This is a genomic window from Parabacteroides sp. AF21-43, assembly GCF_003635435.1.
In the GTDB taxonomy this organism is placed as follows: Bacteria; Bacteroidota; Bacteroidia; order Bacteroidales; family Tannerellaceae; genus Parabacteroides; species Parabacteroides distasonis.
The window spans coordinates 16,896-42,458 of record NZ_QTMG01000011.1; the positions used below are offsets into that span (position 1 = coordinate 16,896).

Sequence of the window (25,563 nt, forward strand, 5' to 3'; positions counted from 1 at the left end):
AAATGAAGTCGCGAAGGTACAAAAGTATCCTTAATCCAGATAAACATCTTCGCCCGGATGCTTATAATAGGCATACATCCGTTGGATCTGCTCCGGCAGCACACGCTCCAAGGACAACGGGGGCAACTCCTCCAATCGAAAGAAGCCTTTCCCCAAGATATCGAAGGTCTCGGTAAACGACCCGCCCTTCAACTCGCAAAGGATAAAAAACTTATATACATAATAAGGTATAGCGGGATGCGGATGCTTGCTCATATCCATCACGGCCAGCAAGCGGACCGGAAGCACATCCAAGCCCGTCTCCTCTTTCACCTCTTTCGCCGCTACCTCTTTCGGGGAATACCCCACATCGCTCCATCCGCCGGGCAACGACCAACATCCGTCCATTTTCTCACGGACCAGCAAAATCTCGTCTTTCTCGTTAAAGACAACCGCACGGATATCGACTTTCGGGGTTACATACTCTTGGGCCGGGCGGTAACCACTCGCCACATCATCGGGCTTCAATCCGGTAGCCAGAGCCGTTATTTCATCACTTAGGCGGCTCAACTCTTCATAACGTTCCGTATCGTACTCGCTTAATGAATAAACCAACCCCGTCTGAGACAAGGCCCGGATACGTTGGGCCAATAAAATCAATTCCTTACTTCTAGACATACAATTTTACTGTTTTAGATAACATGATCCTATGATATAGTTAATATGATTGGCGGAATCTCTCCGCAAGTCTATCGCCTCCAAAATAATGGCGGATGAATCCAGATCGATCCGGAGAAGATCGGGATAGACGGACTCTGGGATAGGAGCCAGCTGCGAAAGCCCGACTTTCCGCAATTGCCCGTCCAAAAAACCATCATAGGATTTTTGATAGACCAAGACATCCTCTTCATCGAAAACCGCAATCGTATCATTCTCCGCCACTAACCGAGCAGCATCGCTCATTTTATAACTCCGTAAGCTCGCCATTGTATTATATCCCCGGATATCAACCGGCTTATCCGAGGAAATATGAATATACTCCACCTCCCAAGACTTCTTTATCGGATCATCTTTTCGAGACATTTGGGAGATATGTTCAATATTTTTGGCCGTCATCCCCGGGATATAAGTTACGCTCGCCAGCAAAAGGATCGCCCAACAGGCTACGTATAAATAAGATGCCCAACGTTTGACGGAAAATAAAACGGCAGCCCCGGTCAATATCAACCCCACGACAACTAAATAAACCCTTGGTTCGGTAAACCCATACTCACGAATCCGATAAAGCGTGCCTATCCAAAACATCACCAACGCCGGAAACACGGCAAGGCTGGCATGATCATAAAACCAATCGTAATACCTCCGGGTAAGAAATACCTGACATCCTTTTAATATAAACACAGCGGCAGTAAAACTTACCACTATAGAAGCAACCGCTCCCTTAGGCAATGACCACAGGACAGCGATCTTAATAAAATACAGATACAAGATCACCGCATAAATAAGCAATGCCGGAGAAAGCACATAGTTTAGCAAAACATCAAATAGCTTGCTCTTGAAAGGAAGCCAAGATCGCTCCCTTCGTTCATTAAACATCAAGAACAATAGTGGGAAAATGATGCTAAAAACGACAAAGGCCGTATAAGCGATTATTCTTTCTGCCTCATCTTGCCAGATCTCGAAAGTATATTGGATTGACTTATAGATCGATCCGGATAACAGATAAATAACCACCGAAAGCCCGCCCGCATATAAAAGCGACCGGACAAAGAAAAGCGTATTTTCCACAAAGCGCTTGTTATCTTTCATCCATCCACTTCCCAAATAAACGAGTATCACAATGATCAACGAAACCAGATGCGTAGAAGAGAAAGATCGCTCTACCGGCATCATTAAAAAAGGAATCCATAACAACGCCGAGAAATAATACAACAAACGTCTCCTCATCCTCGCGCAACACCTGTTCAAGGTATAAACAAACAAGAAAACAACTGGCATATACTGTAGTACCATGTCGAAAAAACTACCCTCGCTTTCATAATCATAACATCCCATCGCACAGGCCAAAACCGAAAGCGACACCTCTACCGGATGGCTCTGTACCGCAGCTTTCATTCGCAGTCCAAACAGCTCTATCTTTTTTCTCATATACGAACCGATTTACTATTAAAAACGTCTAAAGATAAAAGTTATTATCCAACCCGTCATTCTATCGTGCCAAAATAACGTATATTATGCCAATATTACAGATTTCCGTTTCATTGTATTTTATTCCAGTTTCTAAAAGATATTATTCCCTGCACCCGCATCCCCCGAATCATAAGTTCCCCATGCGTGGGTTAAACCTTATTCAATCTCTTTTATCCGCATTAACACACACATTATCAGATTGGCATGCCATTTGAAGTATCTATAGCGAATTCGAGATTAAAAAGGACGAGTTCAGAAATAAGAATAGTAAATAGAATGTTTAACTAATAATTGGAGGACTGTATTATGACACCGATGAGAAGAAGTCAAAATTGGTTACCGTATGTATTCAATGATTTATTTGACAACGACTGGATGATAAAAGCAAACTCTACAGCTCCAGCCATCAACGTGATAGAATCCGATAAGGATTATCGAGTTGAGGTAGCCGCTCCCGGTATGACGAAGAATGATTTCAACATCAAGATCGATGAGAACAACAACTTGGTCGTATCTATGGAGAAAAAAGAAGAAAAGAATGAGGATAAGAAAGACGGACGCTATCTGAGACGCGAATTCTCTTATAGCAAGTTCCAACAAACCATGGTTTTGCCTGACAATGTAGAGAAAGACAAGATTGAGGCGAAGGTTGAGAACGGCGTCTTGAGTATCAGCATACCGAAAAGAACTGAGGAAGAGGCTAAAATGGCCGAGAAAGTAATCGAGATCAAATAACCTCGATACACTTTCCTTCGTAAAAACTCAACAAAACCGATAATGGCTTGTTCTATTTATAAACAACATAAAATAGAATAAGCCATTATGATTTTAAGCAGAAAATTATCAGATGCTCTCAACGAGCAAATCAACATGGAGATGTGGTCATCCAACCTATATTTATCCATGTCGGTACATTTCACTCAGATAGGGCTGGATGGTTTTGCGCATTGGACGTTAAAACAATCGCAAGAGGAACTTGAACATGCCTATAAAATGATCGATTACTCAATCAAGCGTGGCGGACAAGTGACGATCGGAGTAGTTAATTCCGTTCCTACAGCATGGGGAGAGCCGTTGGAGATTTTCCAGCATATCTACGAGCATGAGGTGCATGTATCCGGATCAATCGACAAGATTGTCGATATCGCTTCCGAAGAGAAAGACAAGGCGACACAAGATTTCCTATGGGGCTTCGTCCGAGAGCAGGTAGAGGAAGAGGCTACAGCGAAAAATATTGTCGAGAAACTTAAATTATACGGAGAACATCATGCCGTATTAATGGATCATCGATTAGGAAAAAGATAAACGAATACCTGCTTGTCATGCCTATAAATGGACCTAAAAAGCCATGTCGTCTTCTTGGGATGGCATGGCTTTTTTATAGAGGTCAAAGCCCTAAAGCCTGACGAATCGCCTCACTCCACAATTCGCCTAACCGGACCGCTCCTTTCTCATTCGGATGAAGATAGAACACTCCGGAGTTACCCTTCTCCGCTTGGAAATCTGTCAAATGGTTTTCCTTAAAGTAATCAAATCCCTTCGTATCTCCCAGAAAGACTTGTCCGGGAAAATGAGACGCATAATAATCGACTAATCGTTGTATTTGCGGATAATAATCTTGGAGCCTTCGTAAGCCTTCTTCCAAATATTTAGCCCCATTATACGTATTCGGGCTATACCATAAAGGACGATGTACCACAATACGGCAATTCGGGTATAAAGCTAATAAGCGATTGATAATTGTTTTCATATTCTCATAATACCGCTCGGGCGCTACCGGGCAACCGTTCGTGCCTTCTATCGCGCTATCGTTCGTCCCCAGCATAATAGAGAATACCAAATCCGCCCAAGTCTCATCCTTAAATTTATCGGCAGCACGTACGGCCCACGGGAAAAGCGTATTCGTATCCGGCAAATAATCAACGGTAGTGCATCCGCTCTGTCCTCTATTGGAATACTTGACTGAAGCCACTTCCGGGCACTTGCTTAAAAACAACGCAGCCTTTACAGGAGGCGCATCATGGACAGGCTTCGGTAACCCGGCGCCAAACGTGATACTATTCCCGATAAATACGATATTCACATAACGTTTATTGTTTGCGGCTGAAGCAGACCAACACATAACGATACTTATTAAAATACATATGATTCCCTTAATTTGTCTCATGGCTCCCATTCAATTGATTCTCCTGCGAAGGTAAGAATAATTTGATTATCTCGGGATGTTTTTCAAGCCAAGCACGGGCTGATCGCGATTCCGTACGTGTCCCGTCTTCCATATAATACATCAATTCGCTCAGTTGTTCATCGGTTAACTTAAAGTTCTTGAAAAAAGAGGCTGCATATGGATCTTTCTCAGAGAATCCTTTCGTAGCGATAACCTCGATATGCTCCGAGTCTCCAAATTCCTCTTTCGGGTCTTCCAAGAATTTTAACGGATAACGTGAGAACATCCAATGAGGGGTCCATCCGGTAACCACGATCCATTCGTTCGCATCAATCGATTTCTTCAAGAAAGCAACCATCGTAGCCCCACTGGAAGATTTCAAATCAAAATCCAAAGAATAATCTTGAACCGCCTTATCCGCCGAGTTCATCAAACCGGCACCGGCATCGATCCCTATAATCTCACCTTTAAACTGATCTTTATGGGCATTCAAATCCTCGATGGAACGAATGGTAACGTACTCCGGAACTACCAAGCCCAATTTCGCATGCTCATAAACCGTTCCGAGTGTCTCAAGCCGGTCACCGTATTGTTCCATATAATCCGCATGGGTCACCGGTAACCATGCATCCATGAACACATCCGCTTTTCCCGAAGCGACAGAAGTAAAGATCGGGGCGATATCCGCATTTTTTAATGTTACCCGATATCCTTGATCCTCTAATATCACTTTGGCTAAGTTGGTCATAGCGATGCCCTCCGCCCAATTAGCGTACGCTATCGATATTTTCTTTCGATCCTTGCTATCCACACAACTGAAAATAAATTGTAAGGTCACTAAAAGCATACAGCATCCAATAATAATCGTAAATCGTCTCATATATCTATTTCTTTCTTTTCTATGTTTCTTATTTCTTTTGTTTATTCACTTTACCTTTCGCCCAGCCCTGCGTAATACGGTCCAAGATAATAGCCAAGATAACGACCGCTATACCTCCTTCGAAACCTAAACCTATTTTCATTTGGGTAATTCCTCGCAAGACAATCTCACCCAATCCTCCTGCCGAGATCATGGCCGCTATAACTACCATAGAAAGTGAAAGCATGATCGTTTGATTCACTCCCGTCATGATCGTAGGCAAAGCCAATGGCAATTGCACCTTATAAAGCAACTGAGAGGAAGTAGCGCCAAATGAGCGGGTAGCCTCCACAATATCGGCCGGGACTTGACGGATTCCCAGATCGGTCAGCCGTACAACCGGAGGCATGGCGAAAATCACCGTTGCGAAAGCGCCGGGTACCGGTCCCAAACCAAAAAACAAAACGGCTGGTATCAAGTAGACGAAAGCCGGCATCGTTTGCATCAAATCCAAGACCGGATGGATGATCTTATCCGCCCGATCACTGCGTGCGGTCCAAATTCCTAACGGAACTCCGATCATCAAGGCGATGATGGTAGAAGACAGTACCAAGGCCAAAGTCTGCATCGTTTCCACCCAGAAACCCATTCCGTAAATTAACAATAGACCCAATGCCGTGAACACGCCGACTCCTTTTCCTGCCTTGAACCAAGCCAACAATGCCAAGCCCAAAATCATCACATAAAACGGAATCCAAGTCAGCCCATCTTGAAAAGCATCGATAAATCCTCCGACCCCATCATTTATCACATCAAAAAAACGAGCGAAATGCTCAGTCAGCCAATTAATGGCAATCTCTATATATTTTCCTATATTTATCATAATTCTATCGCATTTTGAACAATTTGATCTATTTCCTCTTTATCCTTCCCCGTCATCTCGATTATAATCGATGAAGTAGAAACCAAGCCAGCCAATTGGTTGGCCTCATTAACGACCGGTAAGGCCTGCCGGATCTCCGGTAACAAAGGAAGCATATCCTCAACCGTCGTGTTTTCCAGAACCGAAGGCACCTCTTTCATCACAATCGATGAGAGATCATGATTCCCCGCTTTCCGAAGAGCCAAGACATCTTTCAAACGAACCTCGCCCAGAAATTGCCTATTCCCATCCACGACCGGCAATACATATAAGTTTTTCTCTTTCATTTTCCTCAACACGGTCTCCGGGCCATCTTTACGGATACGAGCGACAACCGGCTGGGTTATCATAATCGATGAGGCCGTAACGATACGTCCACGATCTACATTTTCCGTAAATCTAGAGACATAATGATTGGCCGGATCTGTCAAGATCTCCTCAGGGGTACCTACTTGCACGACCTCCCCGTCTTTCATAATGGCGATACGATCCCCCAACTTAATCGCCTCGTCAAGATCATGCGTAATAAAGATGATCGTTTTTTGCATCTTCTCTTGTAGTTTCAATAGCTCATCCTGCATCTGTACACGGATCAATGGATCTAAGGCAGAAAAAGCCTCATCCATCAAGAGCACCTCGGGATCATTCGAGATCGCACGGGCCAATCCGACACGTTGCTGCATACCTCCAGACAACTCGCTAACCTTCTGGTTCTCGTATCCTTTTAACCCTACTAGGGCTACACTTTCCACAGCTTTCTGGTCTCTTTCTTTTTTAGGAACCCCTTGTAACTCCAAGCCAAAAGCGATATTACTCAATACCGTGCGATGGGGCAGCAATCCAAAATGCTGGAAAACCATAGCCATTTCCTTACGCCGTATATCCAATAATTCTTTATCCGAGGAAGTCGTTATGTTTTTTCCGTTGATAAAGACTTCTCCCAAAGAGGGTTCGTTCAATCGGTTAATACAACGTAACAGCGTAGATTTTCCACTTCCGGAAAGTCCCATTATCACAAATAACTCCCCTTCCTCAATCTTTAGGTTCGCATTACGTACAGCTACCGTGCAACCCGTTTCTTTCAAAATGTTTTGTTTACTTTTTCCCGCTACTAGCATTCTTTTCGCACGCATTTTCTCCGGGCCGAAAAGAATAGATAAATTCTTTATTTCTATTTTCGTCATATAAAATCCTTGATTACAGGTATGATACAAAAAGATTAGGCCATAAGTCCAGAATTTCTTATGGCAAAACATAAACCAAAAGCATGTATAAGTTAATGCTTATTATGGAAATTGACTACAACCTAAATCATCTCTTATATAGACAACCGAATTTCAAAGAGTATTGTTCACTAGTTTTTCCAACTATTGGGTCTTTTCATAGGTAAAGTGAAAATAAATGTAGAACCAAATCCTTCTTCGGAAATCACTGAAATATTACCGCCCATTTTTAATACCAGACCTTTACAAATTGCTAATCCCAATCCAACTCCTTGCTCAAAATCGCTTAATTGCACGAATCGGGCAAAGATATTATCCAATTCATCCTTAGGAATGCCACAACCTGTATCCGAGACATAAAACTTAATCATTTTCTCCTCAGCCTCAATTGTATATCCAAACCAGATACGACCTTTTTTAGTATGCTTAACCGCATTCGTCAATAAATTCATGCAGATTTGCCATAATCGATTTCGATCTATATTAAATATGATATCGGGACATGCATCCAAGGTCATTTCCACCCCTTCCGGTCTACGTAATTGTATGGAGTTATATAGATCTTTCATAAAGGAAGGTAAATAAACATCCATATAAGTAAACGTCATCATATCAGACTCGATTCTGGAAATATCCAAAACATCATTTACTATACTTAAAAGTAAATCATTGTTCATCTTGATCAAACTAATATAATTTTGGCGCAATTCCGAATCCTCCTCCACTCCTAACAAATCAGAGAAACCGACAATAGCGTTCAACGGCGTACGGATCTCATGGGTCATATTCGCTAAGAAAGTAGACTTAAGCATATCCGCCTCCTCCGCTTTTTCCTTGGCACGGATCAAGTCTTCCTCAAACTCCAATCGTTCTTGATCATCGATCATACAACCAACAATCAAATTCGGGAAGCCATTCTCATCTTTCTCATGCGTCTTACCGATCACCTCATAGATCCGATAGGTGTTATCATCGTTCTTTAGACGAAAATCTATTTTATATTCATCCAATTTATTCGTACGGATCGTATTGAATAGATAGAAAAAGTCACCAGAATCGTCCGGGTGACGAAGTTGCGGCAAAGCCTGACAGATGAACTGATTACGTTTCAATAAACTATTGGTCGTGCCATAAAACTGGAAACAACGGTTACAATGTACTTTATCGCAAGACTTAAACCGGCTGAAATTAAAAGAATAAGTCGTAATCTTGCTATTCTGCAAAGCAAGCTCCATCATCATCCGGCTTTCGGACAACTTACTGCTTAACGCCTCATTCGCTTTCTCCTGCTCAACGAGCTCCGATACATTCCGTATATAAATAATCACATACCGGTCATGTACAGGTACCAACCGTAGTTTAAAATAAACGATCGGAGCGTTATGTCCCGGAATCGATAAATCTAAATTCATGATCTCCGACTTATTCAAGCAACTTTGCACAATCGCGGCCACACGACGCTTAGTCTCATCCGGATAAATGAAACCCGGAAGATCATCGATACGCCGATTGATCGACTCCGGCGTTATACAAGTCTCCACAGCATAAGCGATAATCCGCTCTACGATCAATTGCTTGTTTACCAAAAGGATCGTATCTGGAACCGCTTCCGCCATCTTTTGCGACATGTCCGTCAATTCCTTCAATTCCCGGTCATAACCGGCTGCCTCCTGCCCGACCGCCGGATTACCCGTTAATAATAAGGTATATCCAAGAATCTCTCTATTCTCATTCATTGAGGGGATGATAGAATACGGTACAGGCAAAGAACCGGAAACCACGCTTCCCCCACGCAGATATTGTTTTTGAAGATCGGTCAACAAATCTGTACGAAAAAGATTATTTAATAAGAAGTCCGCTTCATTCGTAAAAGGAAATTTCTCGTTTAAGGACTTATTTATATCAATTAGCGCACCGTTTTTATCATACAGAGCACCTCCCATGGGATAATATGTAAAAAAATCTGTCAGCAAACGCTGTTTTACCTCGGAAACCTCCATATACTTTCTTTATTAACATCAATAAGTTACAAAGAAATAAAATCTTTGAAAATCAGAGAAATTTTAAAGCATAAACTTTAGGTCTATTTCACAAGAAAATCAGTCTCTTTACTAAAAAGCAACAACAAACCTTCACTTACGCTTGTTACTTAACAAACAAATTAATTATAATATGAAAGCATTAATAGGTAAAAAGGCACCGGAATTCCACGCTCCGGCAGTAGTGAATGGCAATGAGATCATCGAGGATTTCTCTTTGGAACAATATGTAGGCAAGAAGTATGTAGTCATGTTTTTCTATCCGATGGACTTTACATTCGTTTGCCCGACAGAATTACATGCCTTCCAACAAAAGTTACAGGAATTCGAAAGACGTAACGTAGCGGTGGTTGGTTGCTCCGTCGATTCTCAATTTTCTCATTTCGCATGGTTAAACCAAGATAAGAATAAAGGAGGTATCCATGGGGTGACTTATCCACTCGTATCCGATTTTTCCAAAACCATCTCTGAAAACTTTGGCGTATTGGCCGCTGATTATATTACGAACGAAAGTGGAGAACTTATCTCCAGAGGAAATCCGGTCGCTTACCGGGGTCTGTTCCTGATTGACAAAGAGGGCTTGATCCGTCATTATGTAATCAACGATTTACCATTAGGCCGTAACGTAGACGAGGCTCTCCGTATGGTCGACGCCTTACAGCACTTCGAAGAATATGGCGAGGTTTGCCCGGCAAATTGGTCCAAAGGAAAAGACGCCATGAAAGCGACAAACGCAGGAGTCTCTAATTATTTAAGCCATCATTGATATATTGCAGGAAAGGGGGTTAGGCCCCCTTTTTTTATACTAATTGAGACAATCGTTTACACTTTCCCGAGATATGCGAGATATCTAGACGTAAGATATTAGTCCGGTAAAAAGATTTCTCAATATACTTTTCGCCGATCTCCTTAAACGCCGATGAATATTTATTCACGAGTAGCCGCAAGGCATACCGACGCTCTTCTTCCGGCAAATCCAAATGCATCTCTCCAAAAGCGATAGTGCTCTCGTAACCTGTCGTGAATTTTCCCGGAACGATTTGTGTAGCGCCAACTACCGTGAAACTCACTTTCGGGTTTTCTCGTAGACATTCCAGCTTATACCCTTCCGGAGCGCAATGGAAATAAATAGAATCCCCTTCCTTTACATAATTGATCGGGATTCCATACCCATACCCATTTATCCCCGACATGGCCAAAAAACCATATTCCGCCTCCTCCAATAAACGAATTGCCAACTCATTATCCAAAATCCGGTCTTTTCGTCTGATCTCTCTAAACATAGGTCTAATTTATTTATAAACGAGTATAATACACTAATCGTGGCAAATCTAAAAAAAAATAATATACATTTGCGTCATAAAGTTGACACATGATAAATATTATAGATCTATGAGAGCAAGAATAACCTTATTATTATTCGCCATTCTTTACAGTTTCACTTGTCTGGCACAAACTAATTTTGAAAAACACTTCACGAAGAAAAGTCTCCGGATTGATTTCGCATTGAGTGGAAATTGGGATTTCCAAGCCGCCGCCATACAACAACTCCGGGAAGAACCTGTCTGGGCGGGGCCGGTCAAAAACTTAATCGATCCGTTTGGTTATGGAGGGTATTATATTAATGTATATGATAAAGCCGGTAAAGAGTTGATCTACTCACGAGGATTCAATACGTTATTCGAAGAATGGAGAAGTACGGAGCAAGCGAAGACCGAGACACAATCTTGGACAAATAGCATCTCTATCCCCTATCCGAAAGCTCCTGTCATCATTGAGATTACGGCAAGAGACAAGGCCGACATGCAGTTCCATCCTTTATTGAAACAAGAGATTGATCCGGCCAGTATTTTTATTGACCGGGGGAAACTCAAGGAAAACCGGATCACAAAAATCCAATATAACGGGGATTCCTCCGGGAAAGTAGACCTCGTATTCTTAGCGGAAGGTTATACGGCGGATGAGCAAGAGAAATTCGTAGCTGATGCCAAACGTTTTACGGAGGCATTGTTTAAAACCCCGCCTTATGACACTCGCCGGGAAGATTTCAATGTCTGGGCGGTAGATGCCGTTTCGGAAGAATCGGGAACAGATGTATCCGGTAAAGGTATATTCAAGAATACCGCATTGAATTCCGGCTATTATACGTTTGGGGTAGATCGCTATTTAACCACCCCGGATATGAAATCTATACGTGACGCCGTATGGAACGCTCCTTGCGACGCAATCTTCATCTTGGTAAACACGGACGCTTACGGTGGTGGCGGTATGTATAATTTTTATGCCATGGGAACCGCCGATAACCCACGTACCCCGGTCGTATTCGTTCACGAGTTCGGACATAGTTTCGCCGGCCTAGCCGATGAATACTTCAGTTCCGAGGTCGCTTATCAAGATTTTTATAATTTGAAGTACGAGCCTTGGGAACCGAACATCACGACCTTGGTTAACTTCGATGCTAAATGGAAAGATCTTCTACCGACTAATACACCGATACCTACCCCATTAGATGACGCCCATAAGGATAAGGCAGGCGTATTCGAGGGAGGCGGTTACATCGCTAAAGGCATTTATCGCCCGATGGATCACTGTATGATGCGTGATTACGCTCCATTCTGTCCAGCTTGTAGCCGAGCGATCTTACAGATGATCGATTACTTCACGGATAAACCGATAAAACATTAAAAGGAAAGAGCGGGTACCCTAATAGCTTTGTTACATCAACTATTAAGATACCCGCCAGCACTAACCTATCAACATTTATTTCATCATCGGAACTTCTATCAAAAGAACTTTAGCGTGCTTCAAGACTTCTATCGTAATGCTATCGGTTTCCCAGAATCCGGCCCCGTCACGCTTAGACAGGATCGTATTACTTACCTCCACCTCTCCGTCGATCACGAATAAATAAACCCCATTATTTTCACTATGTAGCTTATACTCCTTTACTTGACCGGCATCTAGGTTTCCTAAAGAGAACCAAGCGTCTTGGTTGATCGACGCAGGAGCGCTACCATCCGGAGCGATGATCAAGGACAACTTATTCTTTTCCGAAGTAACCGGACGCACGTCATAACTGGCATAATGAGGCTTGGTATTCTCCTCACGGGGAAATACCCATATTTGCAAGAACTCCAATTGTTCATTACCGCTGTCGTTGAACTCACTATGCACGATACCGGTACCGGCGCTCATCACCTGAATATCTCCCGGCGTAATCACCTCGCTATTCTTTATGCTATCCCCATGGCGTAAATATCCCTTTAACGGGATGGAGATAACCTCCATATTCTTATGTGGATGCATATCGAATCCCTCACCCGGCGCCACGGAATCATCATTCAATACACGTAGCATCCCGAAATGAACCCTTTCCGGATTGTAATAATTAGCAAAACTAAACGTGTGATGTGTTTTCAACCAACCGTGATTCGCATACCCTCTGGATTGAGCCTTATCAACTACAACTCTCATATTTTCCTCCTTTTTAAATCTACATTAATAACAAATCCATAACTATAAATGTTGCGTGACGCATATTTCGAACATTTCATGTAAACATGTGATTCATATATGAACAGAAATCGCTACTTTTGCGCAATTAAAAAAACTCATCCTGTAAATATAAAATCTTATGGCAATCTACTTAAACGATGTATCGAGAACATTTGGTGAGTATTTACTTATTCCCGGTTTAACCACCAAAGAATGTATTCCCGCAAACGTTTCATTGAAAACGCCGCTTGTGAAATTCAAGTCTGGCGAGAAATCCGCTATTGAATTAAATATTCCTTTCGTTTCCGCGATCATGCAATCGGTTTCCGGCCCTAAACTGGCAATCGAGTTGGCTCGCAACGGAGGACTTTCCTTCATCTTCGGCTCGCAACCGATCGAGAGCCAAGCGGATATGGTTCGCAAAGTAAAGAAATTCAAGGCCGGATTCGTTATCAGCGACTCTAACCTTACGCCCGAGAATACCTTGGCCGACGTGCTTGAGCTAGTCCGCCGGACAGAACATTCTACGATTGGTGTAACAGATGACGGTACGCCTAACGGCAAATTGCTAGGTATGGTAACCAGTCGCGATTACCGTGAAGGCAAAGACCCGATCGACATGAAGGTGAAAGATTTCATGACCCCGTTCGCTAAACTAATCGTTGGCGAGCTAGGCATGACCTTGAAAGAGGCGAACCAGATTATCTGGGATCATAAGTTGAATACATTGCCAATCATCGACAAGGATCAGAAGCTTCAATACTTCGTATTCCGCAAGGACTACGATAGCCACCGTGAGAATCCGAAAGAGTTATCCGGCGGAGATAAGAAATTATTAGTAGGTGCCGGTATCAACACCCGCGACTATAAGGAACGTGTTCCGGCATTGGTAGAGGCTGGCGTTGACGTATTGTGTATCGACTCTTCCGACGGCTATTCCGAATGGCAGTACGAGACCTTGCACTGGATCAAGGATACCTACGGAGACAAGGTACTGGTTGGTGCCGGAAACGTGGTTGACCAAGATGGTTTCAACTACTTGGCTGACGCCGGAGCGGATTTCATCAAGGTAGGTATCGGTGGTGGTTCCATCTGTATCACCCGTGAGCAGAAAGGTATCGGTCGCGGACAGGCTACCGCCTTGATCGACGTAGCGAAAGCTCGTGACGAGTATTTCAAGAGACACGGCGTTTATATCCCTATCTGTAGCGATGGTGGCTTGGTACACGATTACCATATGGTATTAGCGTTGGCTATGGGTGCCGACTTCCTGATGATGGGCCGTTATTTCGCCCGCTTCGACGAGTCTCCTACGAAGAAGATGAAAATCGGAAACAACTTCGTGAAGGAGTATTGGGGTGAGGGATCTAACCGTGCGAAGAACTGGCAGCGCTATGACATGGGTGGAAACGAGTCCTTGAAATTCGAGGAAGGCGTGGACAGCTATGTACCGTATGCCGGAAAATTGAAAGATAATTTAAACGTAACATTGGGTAAGATGATCGCTACGATGTGTAGCTGCGGTTCCATCTCTATCCAAGAGTTGCAGCAGCATGCCAAGATCACGCTTGTCTCCTCTACAAGTATCGTTGAAGGTGGCGCTCACGACGTGATCCTGAAAGAGCAGAATTAATTACAATATGTATTCTAGTAGAGGCGTGGCACGCTACGTCTCTACTATTTACACATTCAAATAATTTACCATGAAAAATCTATTACTTACAGTTATCCTTTTGTGTTTTTGTTTGCCATTCGTAAAAGCCGCCGATCAAAAGATGATCTTAATCTCGACCAACGAGACGGACTTGATTTTACAAGTAGCCCCCAACGGACGGCTCTACCAAACTTATCTGGGAAATAAATTAGTAAACGAATCCGAATTTGAGAACCTCTCATGGAATATCCAAGCCGGAACGGATGGCAGCGTATCAACCCGTGGATGGGAAGTGTATCCTTGTTCAGGAGCGGAGGATTATTTCGAACCGGCTTTCGCCATCCAGCACAACGACGGGAACATGACCAGTATATTCAAGTATGTTTCCAGCGAATCCAAGAAACTAGACAATAACGTTACGGAGACAATCATCTCTCTGAAAGACGACGTATACCCAGTGGAGGCTAAATTGCATTATGTAACTTTCGCTAAAGAAAACGTCATCAAGGCTTGGACCGAGATTCGTCATATGGAGAAAAAACCGGTCACGATTACCCAATACGCTTCCAATATGCTTTATTTCGAGAGTCCTCGCTATGTATTGACCGAGTTTAGCGGTGACTGGGCCAAGGAAGTACAGATGAGCAGCCAAGACTTGAAATTCGGGAAAAAGATTATCGATACGAAACTAGGCTCCCGTGCCGCTATGCACGCTTACCCGTTTTTTGAGATTGGGTTAGGTGCCCCGGCCAGCGAGAATACAGGAGATGTTTTAATGGGAACGATCGGTTGGACTGGAAACTACCGCTTTACGTTCGAGGTAGACAACGCCGGTAACCTTCGTGTCATCTCCGGCATCAATCCCTATGCGTCCGCCTATGAATTGAAGCCGAACGAATGGTTCGTCACCCCTGAGTTTATCTTTACGTTGAGTAACCAAGGAACCGGAAAAGCCAGTCGTGATATCCATGATTGGGCACGTAATTACCAGATCAAGGATGGTAAAGGCGATCGCCTTACCCTACTGAACAACTGGGAATCGACCGGTTTCAATTTCAACGAGAAGAAATTGGAGGAACTAATGAAAGAAGCCAAGCATCTAGGTGTAGATATGTTTTTGCTGGATGATGGTTGGTTCGCTAATAAATACCCTCGTCAAAACGATAAGGCCGGATTGGGCGATTGGGAGGTTACACACGATAAGTTGCCGAACGGCATTCCTCATCTGGTGCAGACCGCTAAAGATGCCGGCGTGAAATTCGGTATCTGGATCGAGCCGGAGATGGTAAACCCCAAGAGCGAACTTTTCGAGAAACACCCGGATTGGGCGATCCATCTACCGAATCGTGAGACTTATTACTACCGCAATCAACTTGTCTTGGACTTAAGTAACCCGAAAGTACAGGATTACGTATTCAGCGTAGTGGATAATATCATGACCGAGAATCCGGATCTGGCTTTCTTCAAATGGGATTGCAACAGCCCGATTACCAATGTCTATTCTCCTTACCTCAAGGAGAAACAGAATCAATTATATATCGATCATGTACGAGGAGTCTATAACGTATTCAAACGGGTAGCCGAAAAATACCCTCACCTACCAATCATGCTTTGTTCCGGTGGTGGAGCCCGCTGTGATTACGAGGCATTGAAATACTTCACGGAATTCTGGTGCAGCGACAACACCGATCCGATCGAGCGTTTGTATATCCAATGGGGATTCTCCCAGTTCTTCCCGGCAAAGGCAATGTGCGCCCACGTGACTAGCTGGAACAAGAATACCTCCATCAAGTTCCGTACCGACGTGGCCATGATGTGTAAGATGGGCTTCGATATCAGCTTGAAGGAAATGAACGAAGACGAGATGAAATATTGCCAAGAAGCGGTTGCCAACTACAAACGTCTAAAGGGCACAATCCTCGACGGCGATCTCTACCGTCTTGTTTCCCCCTACGAGACCAACCATTCATCCGTGATGTACGTGGATAAGGCAAAAAGCAAATCCGTCCTATTCGCTTATGATATCCACCCTCGCTTCGGAGAAAAGACTTTCCCCGTAAAGCTACAAGGATTGGACCCGAATAAGAAATATAAGGTACAAGAGATAAACCTCATGCCGGGCCAGAAATCGACCTTGGTTACCGACGGAGGTACCTTCAGCGGAGATTTCTTGATGAAAATAGGAATGAACGTGTTCTCTACGGCTCATGCCCGTAGCAAGGTCATAGAGCTGACCGAGGTTCATTAACTGTCAATTGTCAACTATCAACAGTCAGCTAAACATGGACATTATCCACGAAATAACCCCACTATCGGAAAAGGATTGCTTCTACATCGTAGACCGACGTAAGACAGAATTTACCTATCCGATCCATTGCCACTTGGAGTACGAGCTCAATTTCATTGAGCACGCTCCGGGGGTAAGGCGTGTGGTCGGTGATTCCGCGGAAGTGATCGGAGAATACGAGTTAGTATTGATAACCGGGAAAGAACTGGAACATGTCTGGGAGCAGAACGCATGTAAATCGCCTCTGATCCATGAGATCACGATCCAGTTCTCTCCCAATCTCTTCGGGAATAATATATTGGAGAAAAACCAATTCAACAGTATCCGGAAAATGTTGGAGAAAGCTCAACGCGGCATCAGTTTCCCGATGTCTTCCATCTTGAAGGTTTACCATTTACTGGAAAAGCTGGTTTCCGAGGAGCAAAGTTTTTATGCGGTCATCAACTTCTTGACCATCTTGTATGAGCTTTCCATCGAGGAGGACTACAAAGTATTGGCTAGTTCCTCGTTCGCTAAAATAACGGATATACATTCCGAGAGTCGTCGTATCCAAAAAGTACAAAATTACATCAACGAGCGATACCAACAGGATATCCGCCTGAACCTACTGGCTGAACTCGTAGGTATGGCCCCTTCCGCTTTCAGCCGTTTCTTCAAGTTGAGGACCGGGAAGACCCTCTCCGACTATATCACCGATATCCGTATCGGTTACGCCGCCCGCATGCTGGTGGACACGCAACGATCCATCGCGGAGATTTGTTATGACTGCGGCTTCAATAACCTCTCGAACTTCAACCGTATCTTTAAGAAAAAGAAAAACTGCTCTCCCAAAGAGTTCCGGGATAACTACAAAAAGACAAAAATCATTGTATAAGAGACCTTTTTAACAGGGATAAATACATATCCCCCCCTATTTCTATACAAAATCCCCCCTTCTCTTTTCCTTCACACATCTATCTTTGCGACCAGTCACAAAGGCTTTCATGCCTACGGCTACCCCATCGATGTGTTAAAAATACACTCCGGCAAAAAAGTATTATTCTTGGATAAAATAGTATTTGAACGCACTTGGGATCCGACGTAATTTTGCGACAGAAATTAACAATACATATTAACAACAAAAAACAATTGCCTATGAGGAAGGACCGAAAATCTAATGTTTTTAGCAGTTAACCGCTAATGACCCTATTGAGTAAATGAATTTTAGTTTAGCCTTATATGATTTAATGTAAAAAATAATGAATTCAACAATTAAGAAAACGACGCTGTTTTTAGGCGCATGTATGGCCTTCCAGCTAGGTGGCATACCACAAATGTTAGCCGCCCCTAGTACTTCGATGGAAGTCATGCAACAAACAAAAAGAATCACTGGTACCGTGAAAGACGCAACAGGAATGGAAGTCATCGGTGCCAATGTTATCGTAAAGGGAACGACGAACGGAGTGATAACCGATTTGGATGGTAAGTTCAGCTTAGAGGCCGCCCCCGGCTCTATCATAGAGATCTCCTACATTGGTTATATGACCCAAGAGATTCCCGTAACCGCCCAAACATCCGACTTACAGATCACCTTGAAAGAGGACTCACAGAGCTTGGACGAGGTAGTGGTAGTAGGCTATGGTGTACAAAAGAAAAAGTTGGTGACAGGTGCGACCGTAGAGGTAAAAGGCGATGAAGTCGCTAAACGTAATACGATCAGCCCACTAAGCGCATTACAGAATCAAAGCCCGGGTGTCAATATCGTGGCTTCTTCCGGTCAGCCGGGTGACGGATTTAAAGTAAACATCCGTGGTGCCGGTACGAATGGAGATACGGCTCCTATCTATGTTATTGATGGTGTGGCCGGGGGCGATATCAATTCCTTGAACCCTGCCGATATCGAGCGTATCGACGTATTAAAGGATGCCGCTTCCTCCGCCATCTATGGTGCCCGTGCGGCGAATGGTGTTATCTTGGTTACCACAAAACAAGGTAAAGAAGGAAAAGTGCAAGTATCCTATGACGGCAACATCGGTTGGCAGAATGTAGTAAAGATGCCGGATATGCTTACCGCCAAAGAATACATGGCCGTTCAAGACCAGATCAACTTCAACGCCGGCGTATCGCCCTTCAATTGGTCACAATACCTAGACGCAGATTTACTGGAATCCTATCAAAACGGTTCCAACCCGGGTACGAACTGGCTGGAGTTACTTCGCAACAAGAACGCGATAACCACATCTCACTCCGTGAACGTGACCGGAGGTTCAGAGCTCTCCAAGTTCTCTACTGGCGTAGGTTATCAGTATCAAGACGGTATTTTCGGTGGTCCGGTTAAATCCGACTACAGCCGCTTCACCATTCGTTTAAATTCCGAGCATATCCTTTGGAAAAACAAGGATCTGGATATCATAAAATTCGGTGAGAACGTATATTACCAACACACATCCAACCAAGGTATCCAAATCGGTAACCAATACTCCAACAGCATCTATAGCATGATGGGAGCCAATCCATTGGTTCCATTATACAATAGCCAAGGAGAGTTATTCGACTACGACGACTTGATCGCGCAAGGATCCGGATCAATGGGTTTACTCGGGCTCAACCAATACATCAATAACCCGATGAACACCTTGTTAAATACCACCAGTGGCAATAATAAAAGCCGGAACCACAATCTTAGCGCCATCGGTTATATAGAGATACAGCCGTTAAAGGATTTGAAGTATAAAGGCCAAGTCTATTACAAACAGAACTCCAGCCTCTACAAAGCATATAACGGCATCTATAAAAATAATAACAACGACCAGAATACGGATGATTATCTGGACGAGAATATGACCATCGGTTGGAATTGGGGTATGACACATACATTGAGCTATGCTTTCGACGTAAAGGAGAATCATTTCGACGTATTGGTCGGTACAGAGTATTCCAGAGAAGGTAATAATATGTCGGAAACCATCGAAGGACACGCCACGACCAGCATCTTCGGAGATTTCTCGCATGCTTACTTCAACAACTTCTCCGGTCGTACCGCTGGTATAGTGGGAGGATATCCCGTGGATGATCACTCCATCCTATCCTATTTCGGCCGTATCAACTACGACCTCAAGGAAACTTATATGTTTAGCGCGATTGTCCGTGCCGATGGTTCCTCCAATTTCTCCAGCGGTCATCGCTGGGGTTACTTCCCCTCATTCTCCGCAGGTTGGGTGATGAGTAACGAGAGCTGGATGGAAAACACGAAAAACTGGATGGATTTCTTGAAGGTTCGCGCCAGTTGGGGACAAAATGGTAACGAGAATATTGGAGCGTACAAATACGCCTCCACATACGCGTTCGGTGATTTAGGACTTTATTCCTTCAATAATAATAAAAACGGAGGAACCCAAGGCGCTTACCCCTCTTTGTTACCCAATAACGAGATTACATGGGAAACATCGGAGCAGACGAACGTAGGTTTAGACGCACGCTTCTTGAACGGCCGGTTAAACGCAAACTTCGATTGGTATAGTAAGAAAACAAAAGATTTGCTGATCGACGTACCCGTATCTTCAATCAACGGTTTCTCTTCCATGGTCGCAAATGCCGGTACAGTTAAGAACACGGGTATCGAGCTTGCCTTAAATTGGAGGGATGAGGTAGGCTCAGACTTTAGCTATGGCATCGGCTTGAACCTCGCGCATAACAAGAATGAGGTAACAGAAGTTAATAACGGTACTCATTACGTAAATGGAGGTAACGCTCTTCTGTCCGAGGGAACCACCTATATGGCCCGTATGGAAGAAGGACATCCTATCGGTTACTTCTGGGGCTATAAGACCGATGGCGTGATGCAAAATCAAGCGGATATACAGACCTATCTTGACCAGAATTGCGGTGGGGATGCCTCTAACTCCCTGCAAGGCACCTCGATAGCCCCGGGTGACTTGAAATTTGTCGATGTCAATGGCGATGGCGTGATCAACGACAGCGATAAGACGGAGATCGGTAATCCTCATCCAGACCTTACGATGGGCTTGAATCTAGATTTTAGCTGGAAAGGCTTTGACTTGAACATCTCCACTTACGGAGCGTTCGGCATGCAGGTTGCCCACACGTATCGTAAGTTTGGTAACGGACAGTTCGATAACTATAGCAGCAACGTCTACAATTACTGGCATGGCGAGGGAACATCCAACCGATACCCGATCCTGTTGCCCGGTAACACCGTGAACCATATCAACATTTCCGATATTTACGTGGACGACGCAGACTATTTCCGTATCCAAAACGTAACCCTAGGCTACGACATCAAACGTCTATGGAAAAGTTGCAAATTCCAGCAGCTTCGCTTGTATGTCTCCGCCCAAAACCTCTTTACCTTCACAGGTTATAAAGGAATGGATCCAGAGTGCGGAACCGCTCTCAACGATAAAGAGAGCTGGGTAACGGGCGTGGATGTAGGTAACTACCCCCAAGCGAGAACCTATATGGTAGGAGTTAATGTCAAATTCTAATAATTGATTATCAAGATGAAAAAAACAATATATTTAATCGGTATCGCGGCCTCGATCATGGGGGGAATCACCTCTTGTACGCTGGATGCCGAGGATTACGTAACAAAAAGTAGCGAGAACTTTCCCGCTACGACCGAGGATGCCACACAAGCGTTAGCCGGTATCTATCAGAACTTGAACCAAGTGTCCGCCACACCTGAGTGCTCTTTCCTTTACGCCGCCATGTTGGCCAGCGATGATTGCCTAGGGGGTGGAGGTCCGAACGACTTGCACATGCAATCTCTGGACATGTTGATGAACTCCAAGCAAGACATGACCCAACAATTCTGGAAAGACCGTTACCAAGGCATCAACCGTGCGAACTCCTTGCTGGATGGTATCGGAAATATCGAATTGGCAGAATCCGACAAGAACCAGATCGAGGGAGAAGCGAAATTCCTTCGCGCTTTCTATTACTACGAGCTGGCCTCCATGTACGGACGCGTCCCTCTGACAATCACCTCGCAATCCGTAGAGCCAAGCCAACCAACCGCAGCTGAGCTATGGGGACAAATCCTGCAAGACCTACGTGATGCCGCCGAGATCATGCCCAACACTCGAAAGACGGACGGACATGTCGATAAATACACCGCCGAAGCCATGCTTGGCCGTGCTTGGTTGTTCTATACGGGTATGTATTGCAATGGAGAAGACTTGGCCGCACTGACCAGTACCACTTACTCACCGTTGACTTCCGTGGCTTTGCCCGACGGCTCCACACTGACAAAAGACCAAGTGATCGGCTACATCGACGATTGCGTTAACAATTCGGGATACTCACTGGTCACGTCGGACTTCCGCAACCTTTGGGCCTATACAAACCGGTTTACGGTAGAAGATTACGACTATACCACCGGACAGGGCCTGAAATGGGTGGAAGATGACAATGCCGTAAATCCTGAGACATTGTTCGCTATCAAATACAACAAATTAGCCGACTGGAGCACAAGCATTGGTTACGCGAATAATTTCGCCCTACACTTCGGCGTACGTGGCATGGCAGGCGTGGCCGAATCGTTCCCCTTCGGGCAAGGCTGGGGAGCCGGACCTGCCGCCCCGAACCTCGTGAACGACTGGAGAAGCTCCGAACCTAACGACAAACGTCGTGACGCATCCGTTTCGGATTGCGCCGCTTGGACCGAGCAAGGATGGGCATTCGGTGGAGGTGGTGAGTTTATCCAAGAAACTGGATACCTCTCCAAGAAATGGCTCCCTGTAGCCGCAAAGAATGGAGACGCCTACTCCGTATGTTTCGAGAACCTGATGTACGGAACCGATGGCTGGGCTCAGAATTCCGAGAACTTACAGCTAAACAATATCCACGACCTTGTGCTTATCCGTTTCGCCGATGTATTACTAATGCAATCCGAGTTGAAAGAGAACACGGATGGAATCAACCGGGTTCGCGAGAGAGCCGGCTTAAGCCCTATTTCGTCCTACTCGCTCCAAGCCCTGCAAAACGAGCGCCGTTGGGAACTCGCATTCGAGAGCATTCGATGGAACGATATCCGTCGCTGGCATATAGCCGCCGCCGCATTGGAAAAGCAGACCAACGTGAAAATATACACCAATGGCCAAGAGGACTCTAACAAGGCTCACGGAGGTGGCTACGCCACCCGATATAACGCTACCGCCGGATTCTTCAAGATACCGGAGAGCGAGGTGGATATGTCGAACGGCAGCATTGCCCAGAACGCCGGCTGGGAAGGCTCGGACAGCCAATATAACCGCTGGTAAAAACGATTTCAACAAAGTCAAACTTTTAATTAGAAAATCATGAAGAAATATAGTATAGCTATCCCGCTATTCGCGATGCTCCTCACCGCCTGCGATCCTACGATAGAGGAAGAAGGCTCCATAGCAGCGAGCATAACAGAAACGGATCTGCAAGCCCGTGTAGAGCTTACGCAAACGACGGTCGGACAAAACAAGTTCACCTTCTCCACCAATCCCACGCTGACCGTACAGGTATTGGATCAAGACGGGGCCATCCTAGCTACCGGAACCGAAGGTTCCATCATAGGCACTCCCCCTTTGACAGCCTTAACCGTACGAGCTATAAACCAAGACGGCTCGATCGTATCTTATTCACAAGATGTGACAATCAATGAATACGTCGACGTTCCTTCTATCTACAAGCAGCTCTTCGGTCCGGAATACAATAGCCGCACGTGGGTTTGGGATACAACGGACGCTCCTAATTACTGGGGTAATGGTGGTTATATGAGCGATAGCGGCCCTAACTGGTGGAAGTTCGAGGATATAGCGTCAGGCAATACAAACGAAGCTTTCGATAATCAATGTATTGAAAAAGGTTATCCGGATGATACCCTCGAAAAAGGATGGATGACATTCACCTTGAATGGGAAGAAAGTAGAGATGAGCCGTGGCGAAAGTGGTAACATCTCTTGGGATCTCTCTGCCATAGCCAAGGAAGGCTGGGATGTCGGCACGCTGTCATTCTCCGGTACGAATCCTTTATTAGGAGTCCAACCGAACTCGGACAACGCACCCGAGTATAATTACCACATCCTAGTATCAGATGACAACCATCTATATCTTTGCGCTCCCGAGGCTGGCGCAGGCGAAGGAGGTACGGCTTGGTTCTGGATGTTCAAGGCCAAGGAATAAGGACAAGAATTCGAGGAATAAGGGTCTAACCCCTATTCCTCTATGTTAAACTTTTAATTTATATCATTATGAAACGAGCATTTTTATTTTTAGCAGTTCTTTTATTCGCAATAACAACAGAGGTAATAGCAGCAAATGGAGTTCTAGGTCCTCATCCTATGACTTATGAAGCTGCCACTCCTAGTGGCTATGGCAAAGTCGTAGTAACTTCAAATCCAGAATATACCGGAGGATGGATTGAACTCACATCTGAAACAGGTGGTAAAAATATGATCCACGGAAGTGTAACCTATATGAGTATATGGTTCTATTTTGTTCCTAGCGGTAATTACACCGTTACAGATATGAGCGATGACCATACAGTAACAATAAATGGTTATGGCCAAATTAGCATTGGTGATGTTGTAACTTTTTATAATGGTGGACATATTGGATTTAAAACAAAAAATTAATCCTAGAATATCTTTTAATCACCACCCAAACAAAAGGCGAGGCTATCAAGTCTCGCCTTTTTATGCTATATGGCACCTTCCCTAAAAATATCCTTCTATCTGCAAAATTGACACCAAACAATCTTTATGATCAATATAAAGCACTTACTATAACACACTCGTTTTACAAACGAAACAAACTAGCGAGAAAGAAATAGCCATAAAAGTACTTTTTTGTTAAAACAGAGCGTTTTTCACCTCTGATAGGCACCAAAAGCCTACACGACTGGTCGTGTTAGGCTAGGCCGATACTGCCGTTGGACATCGTAAGTAGTCAAGAATAGGGTTATGAGTAGTCGCGAATGGGCATTCTTACCCTGTTATAACCCTATTGTAGCACCGTTTTTCTTCCCTTCCTGCCCCCAAAACATGAAATACGATGAATAAATCCCGCTAGAATAAAAGGCCGTTTTCCAGCATTACCCTATCAACCAATCGATTGTCGTTTTTTTCTTTCGTTTTCGGGAGCATACCTTACCTTTACCCGAAAGAATCGATTCTCCATGACTTAAATTTACAAACTGTCACTTTGCTAAAAGACGCAAGACAAGGAGATGTCAAGTATCCGTGAAAGATGATACATCTTACAACGGTAAGATCATACATCCTACAACAGTAAGATCATACATCTTACGGCGATAAGATGCTACAACTGTATCTTGCATCCTCAATGGAAATAAGTTCGTGCATTAAACTCCATAATCAGACGTTTTAAGCTGAATAACGTCGTGAATATTGCGACGTTTCTCCTGTTCTAATGTCGCATCAAGTACTTAAAATATGTAAGCCATTATGACCGGCCGCTGACTAAAGAGAATATTTGTGCATGGCAGGCCGCATTCTTCCAACCGGTTTCAGTGAGGGCTCGCAAATAGAGATTGGCCGGTATCGCACCCATGAGGAGCATATCGTTTCCTGTATGTTTGGACGGGAGGAAGAGGGCATGCGAAACAGACGCAGCCGAAAATTCTCATTCGCATCCACAAACAGCGTCTAATCCGCATCTGAAAGTTCCTCCGAAACAAGTGGCACCTATACCACTCAAATCGATTTATCCCAAGGAGATACTTACTCAATCATCCTAAACGCAGGACCTCGTAGTG

Annotated in this window: 20 protein-coding genes and 1 pseudogene; 12 read left to right on the forward strand and 9 right to left on the reverse strand. The window is 44.4% G+C overall.

The window, feature by feature from the left end; genetic code table 11:
* Window positions 1-30 precede the first annotated feature (30 nt).
* Together DWX84_RS09685 and DWX84_RS09690 are read right to left on the reverse strand one after the other, a co-directional pair.
* On the reverse strand, window positions 31-657 hold the full coding sequence (locus DWX84_RS09685; protein WP_005855292.1) for an NUDIX hydrolase N-terminal domain-containing protein: 627 nt from the start codon (window positions 655-657) through the stop codon (window positions 31-33).
* A gap of 6 nt (window positions 658-663) precedes the next feature.
* A complete protein-coding gene (locus DWX84_RS09690) occupies window positions 664-2,127 on the reverse strand; it encodes a DUF4153 domain-containing protein (protein WP_005865651.1) in 1,464 nt (487 codons plus the stop codon).
* Between the two features lie 348 nt (window positions 2,128-2,475).
* Here DWX84_RS09690 and DWX84_RS09695 point away from each other — a divergent pair, with 348 nt between their 5' ends.
* Window positions 2,476-2,904: an Hsp20/alpha crystallin family protein gene (locus DWX84_RS09695; RefSeq protein WP_005855288.1), complete on the forward strand. Its 429-nt coding sequence runs from the start codon at window positions 2,476-2,478 to the stop codon at window positions 2,902-2,904.
* Between the two features lie 87 nt (window positions 2,905-2,991).
* Window positions 2,992-3,474, forward strand: a complete 483-nt coding sequence (locus tag DWX84_RS09700) for a ferritin (protein ID WP_005865648.1) — start codon at window positions 2,992-2,994, stop codon at window positions 3,472-3,474.
* An 82-nt stretch (window positions 3,475-3,556) separates the two neighbouring features.
* On the opposite strand, the gene DWX84_RS09705 is transcribed toward DWX84_RS09700, so the two are convergent.
* The 5 genes from DWX84_RS09705 to DWX84_RS09725 form a co-directional block, all read right to left on the reverse strand.
* Entirely contained in the window at window positions 3,557-4,336 is a 780-nt protein-coding gene (locus tag DWX84_RS09705; protein WP_053093257.1) for a GDSL-type esterase/lipase family protein, read from the reverse strand.
* A complete protein-coding gene (locus DWX84_RS09710) occupies window positions 4,323-5,216 on the reverse strand; it encodes a glycine betaine ABC transporter substrate-binding protein (protein ID WP_005855279.1) in 894 nt (297 codons plus the stop codon). Before DWX84_RS09710 ends, DWX84_RS09705 begins: the two co-directional genes overlap by 14 nt.
* A 28-nt stretch (window positions 5,217-5,244) precedes the next feature.
* Window positions 5,245-6,078, reverse strand: coding sequence for a proline/glycine betaine ABC transporter permease (locus DWX84_RS09715; RefSeq protein WP_005865644.1), 834 nt, complete (start codon window positions 6,076-6,078; stop codon window positions 5,245-5,247).
* Window positions 6,075-7,301, reverse strand: coding sequence for a glycine betaine/L-proline ABC transporter ATP-binding protein (locus DWX84_RS09720; protein ID WP_005865641.1), 1,227 nt, complete (start codon window positions 7,299-7,301; stop codon window positions 6,075-6,077). Before DWX84_RS09720 ends, DWX84_RS09715 begins: the two co-directional genes overlap by 4 nt.
* 170 nt (window positions 7,302-7,471) lie before the next feature.
* On the reverse strand, window positions 7,472-9,340 hold the full coding sequence (locus DWX84_RS09725) for a HAMP domain-containing sensor histidine kinase (RefSeq protein ID WP_005865639.1): 1,869 nt from the start codon (window positions 9,338-9,340) through the stop codon (window positions 7,472-7,474).
* A 172-nt stretch (window positions 9,341-9,512) separates the two neighbouring features.
* Here DWX84_RS09725 and DWX84_RS09730 point away from each other — a divergent pair, with 172 nt between their 5' ends.
* A complete protein-coding gene (locus tag DWX84_RS09730) occupies window positions 9,513-10,145 on the forward strand; it encodes a peroxiredoxin (protein WP_008774437.1) in 633 nt (210 codons plus the stop codon).
* A 34-nt stretch (window positions 10,146-10,179) separates the two neighbouring features.
* Here the strand turns inward: DWX84_RS09730 and DWX84_RS09735 are convergent, their stop codons facing one another.
* Window positions 10,180-10,662 carry a pyridoxamine 5'-phosphate oxidase family protein gene (locus DWX84_RS09735; RefSeq protein WP_005865637.1) on the reverse strand — a complete coding sequence of 161 codons (483 nt, stop codon included), beginning with the start codon at window positions 10,660-10,662 and terminating at the stop codon, window positions 10,180-10,182.
* Between the two features lie 109 nt (window positions 10,663-10,771).
* Between DWX84_RS09735 and DWX84_RS09740 the strand changes: the two genes are divergently transcribed.
* Entirely contained in the window at window positions 10,772-12,064 is a 1,293-nt protein-coding gene (locus tag DWX84_RS09740) for a M64 family metallopeptidase (RefSeq protein WP_005865635.1), read from the forward strand.
* A gap of 75 nt (window positions 12,065-12,139) precedes the next feature.
* Here DWX84_RS09740 and DWX84_RS09745 read toward each other — a convergent pair whose 3' ends face one another.
* Entirely contained in the window at window positions 12,140-12,853 is a 714-nt protein-coding gene (locus tag DWX84_RS09745; protein WP_005865634.1) for a pirin family protein, read from the reverse strand.
* 160 nt (window positions 12,854-13,013) lie between these two features.
* Here DWX84_RS09745 and DWX84_RS09750 point away from each other — a divergent pair, with 160 nt between their 5' ends.
* The 8 genes and pseudogenes from DWX84_RS09750 to DWX84_RS09785 all read left to right on the forward strand — a co-directional run.
* Window positions 13,014-14,507 (forward strand): IMP dehydrogenase, encoded by a 1,494-nt coding sequence (locus DWX84_RS09750; RefSeq protein WP_005855263.1) that lies wholly within the window; start codon window positions 13,014-13,016, stop codon window positions 14,505-14,507.
* Window positions 14,508-14,577: 70 nt separating this feature from the next.
* Window positions 14,578-16,776 carry an alpha-galactosidase gene (locus DWX84_RS09755; protein WP_005865632.1) on the forward strand — a complete coding sequence of 733 codons (2,199 nt, stop codon included), beginning with the start codon at window positions 14,578-14,580 and terminating at the stop codon, window positions 16,774-16,776.
* 34 nt (window positions 16,777-16,810) lie between these two features.
* The gene (locus tag DWX84_RS09760) at window positions 16,811-17,689 is read left to right on the forward strand and encodes an AraC family transcriptional regulator (RefSeq protein ID WP_005865630.1); all 879 of its coding nucleotides are present in this window, start codon (window positions 16,811-16,813) and stop codon (window positions 17,687-17,689) included.
* Window positions 17,690-18,053: 364 nt separating this feature from the next.
* Complete coding sequence (locus DWX84_RS09765; protein ID WP_009018632.1) at window positions 18,054-21,299, forward strand: TonB-dependent receptor; 3,246 nt, start codon at window positions 18,054-18,056, stop codon at window positions 21,297-21,299.
* 15 nt (window positions 21,300-21,314) lie between these two features.
* Window positions 21,315-23,075: a RagB/SusD family nutrient uptake outer membrane protein gene (locus DWX84_RS09770; protein ID WP_121961361.1), complete on the forward strand. Its 1,761-nt coding sequence runs from the start codon at window positions 21,315-21,317 to the stop codon at window positions 23,073-23,075.
* Between the two features lie 39 nt (window positions 23,076-23,114).
* Entirely contained in the window at window positions 23,115-23,969 is an 855-nt protein-coding gene (locus DWX84_RS09775) for a hypothetical protein (RefSeq protein WP_048928324.1), read from the forward strand.
* A 68-nt stretch (window positions 23,970-24,037) separates the two neighbouring features.
* Window positions 24,038-24,421 carry a hypothetical protein gene (locus DWX84_RS09780; RefSeq protein ID WP_048928325.1) on the forward strand — a complete coding sequence of 128 codons (384 nt, stop codon included), beginning with the start codon at window positions 24,038-24,040 and terminating at the stop codon, window positions 24,419-24,421.
* An 812-nt stretch (window positions 24,422-25,233) separates the two neighbouring features.
* Window positions 25,234-25,397 (forward strand): annotated as a pseudogene (locus tag DWX84_RS09785) (Fic family protein); the annotation flags it as partial.
* Window positions 25,398-25,563: the final 166 nt, after the last annotated feature.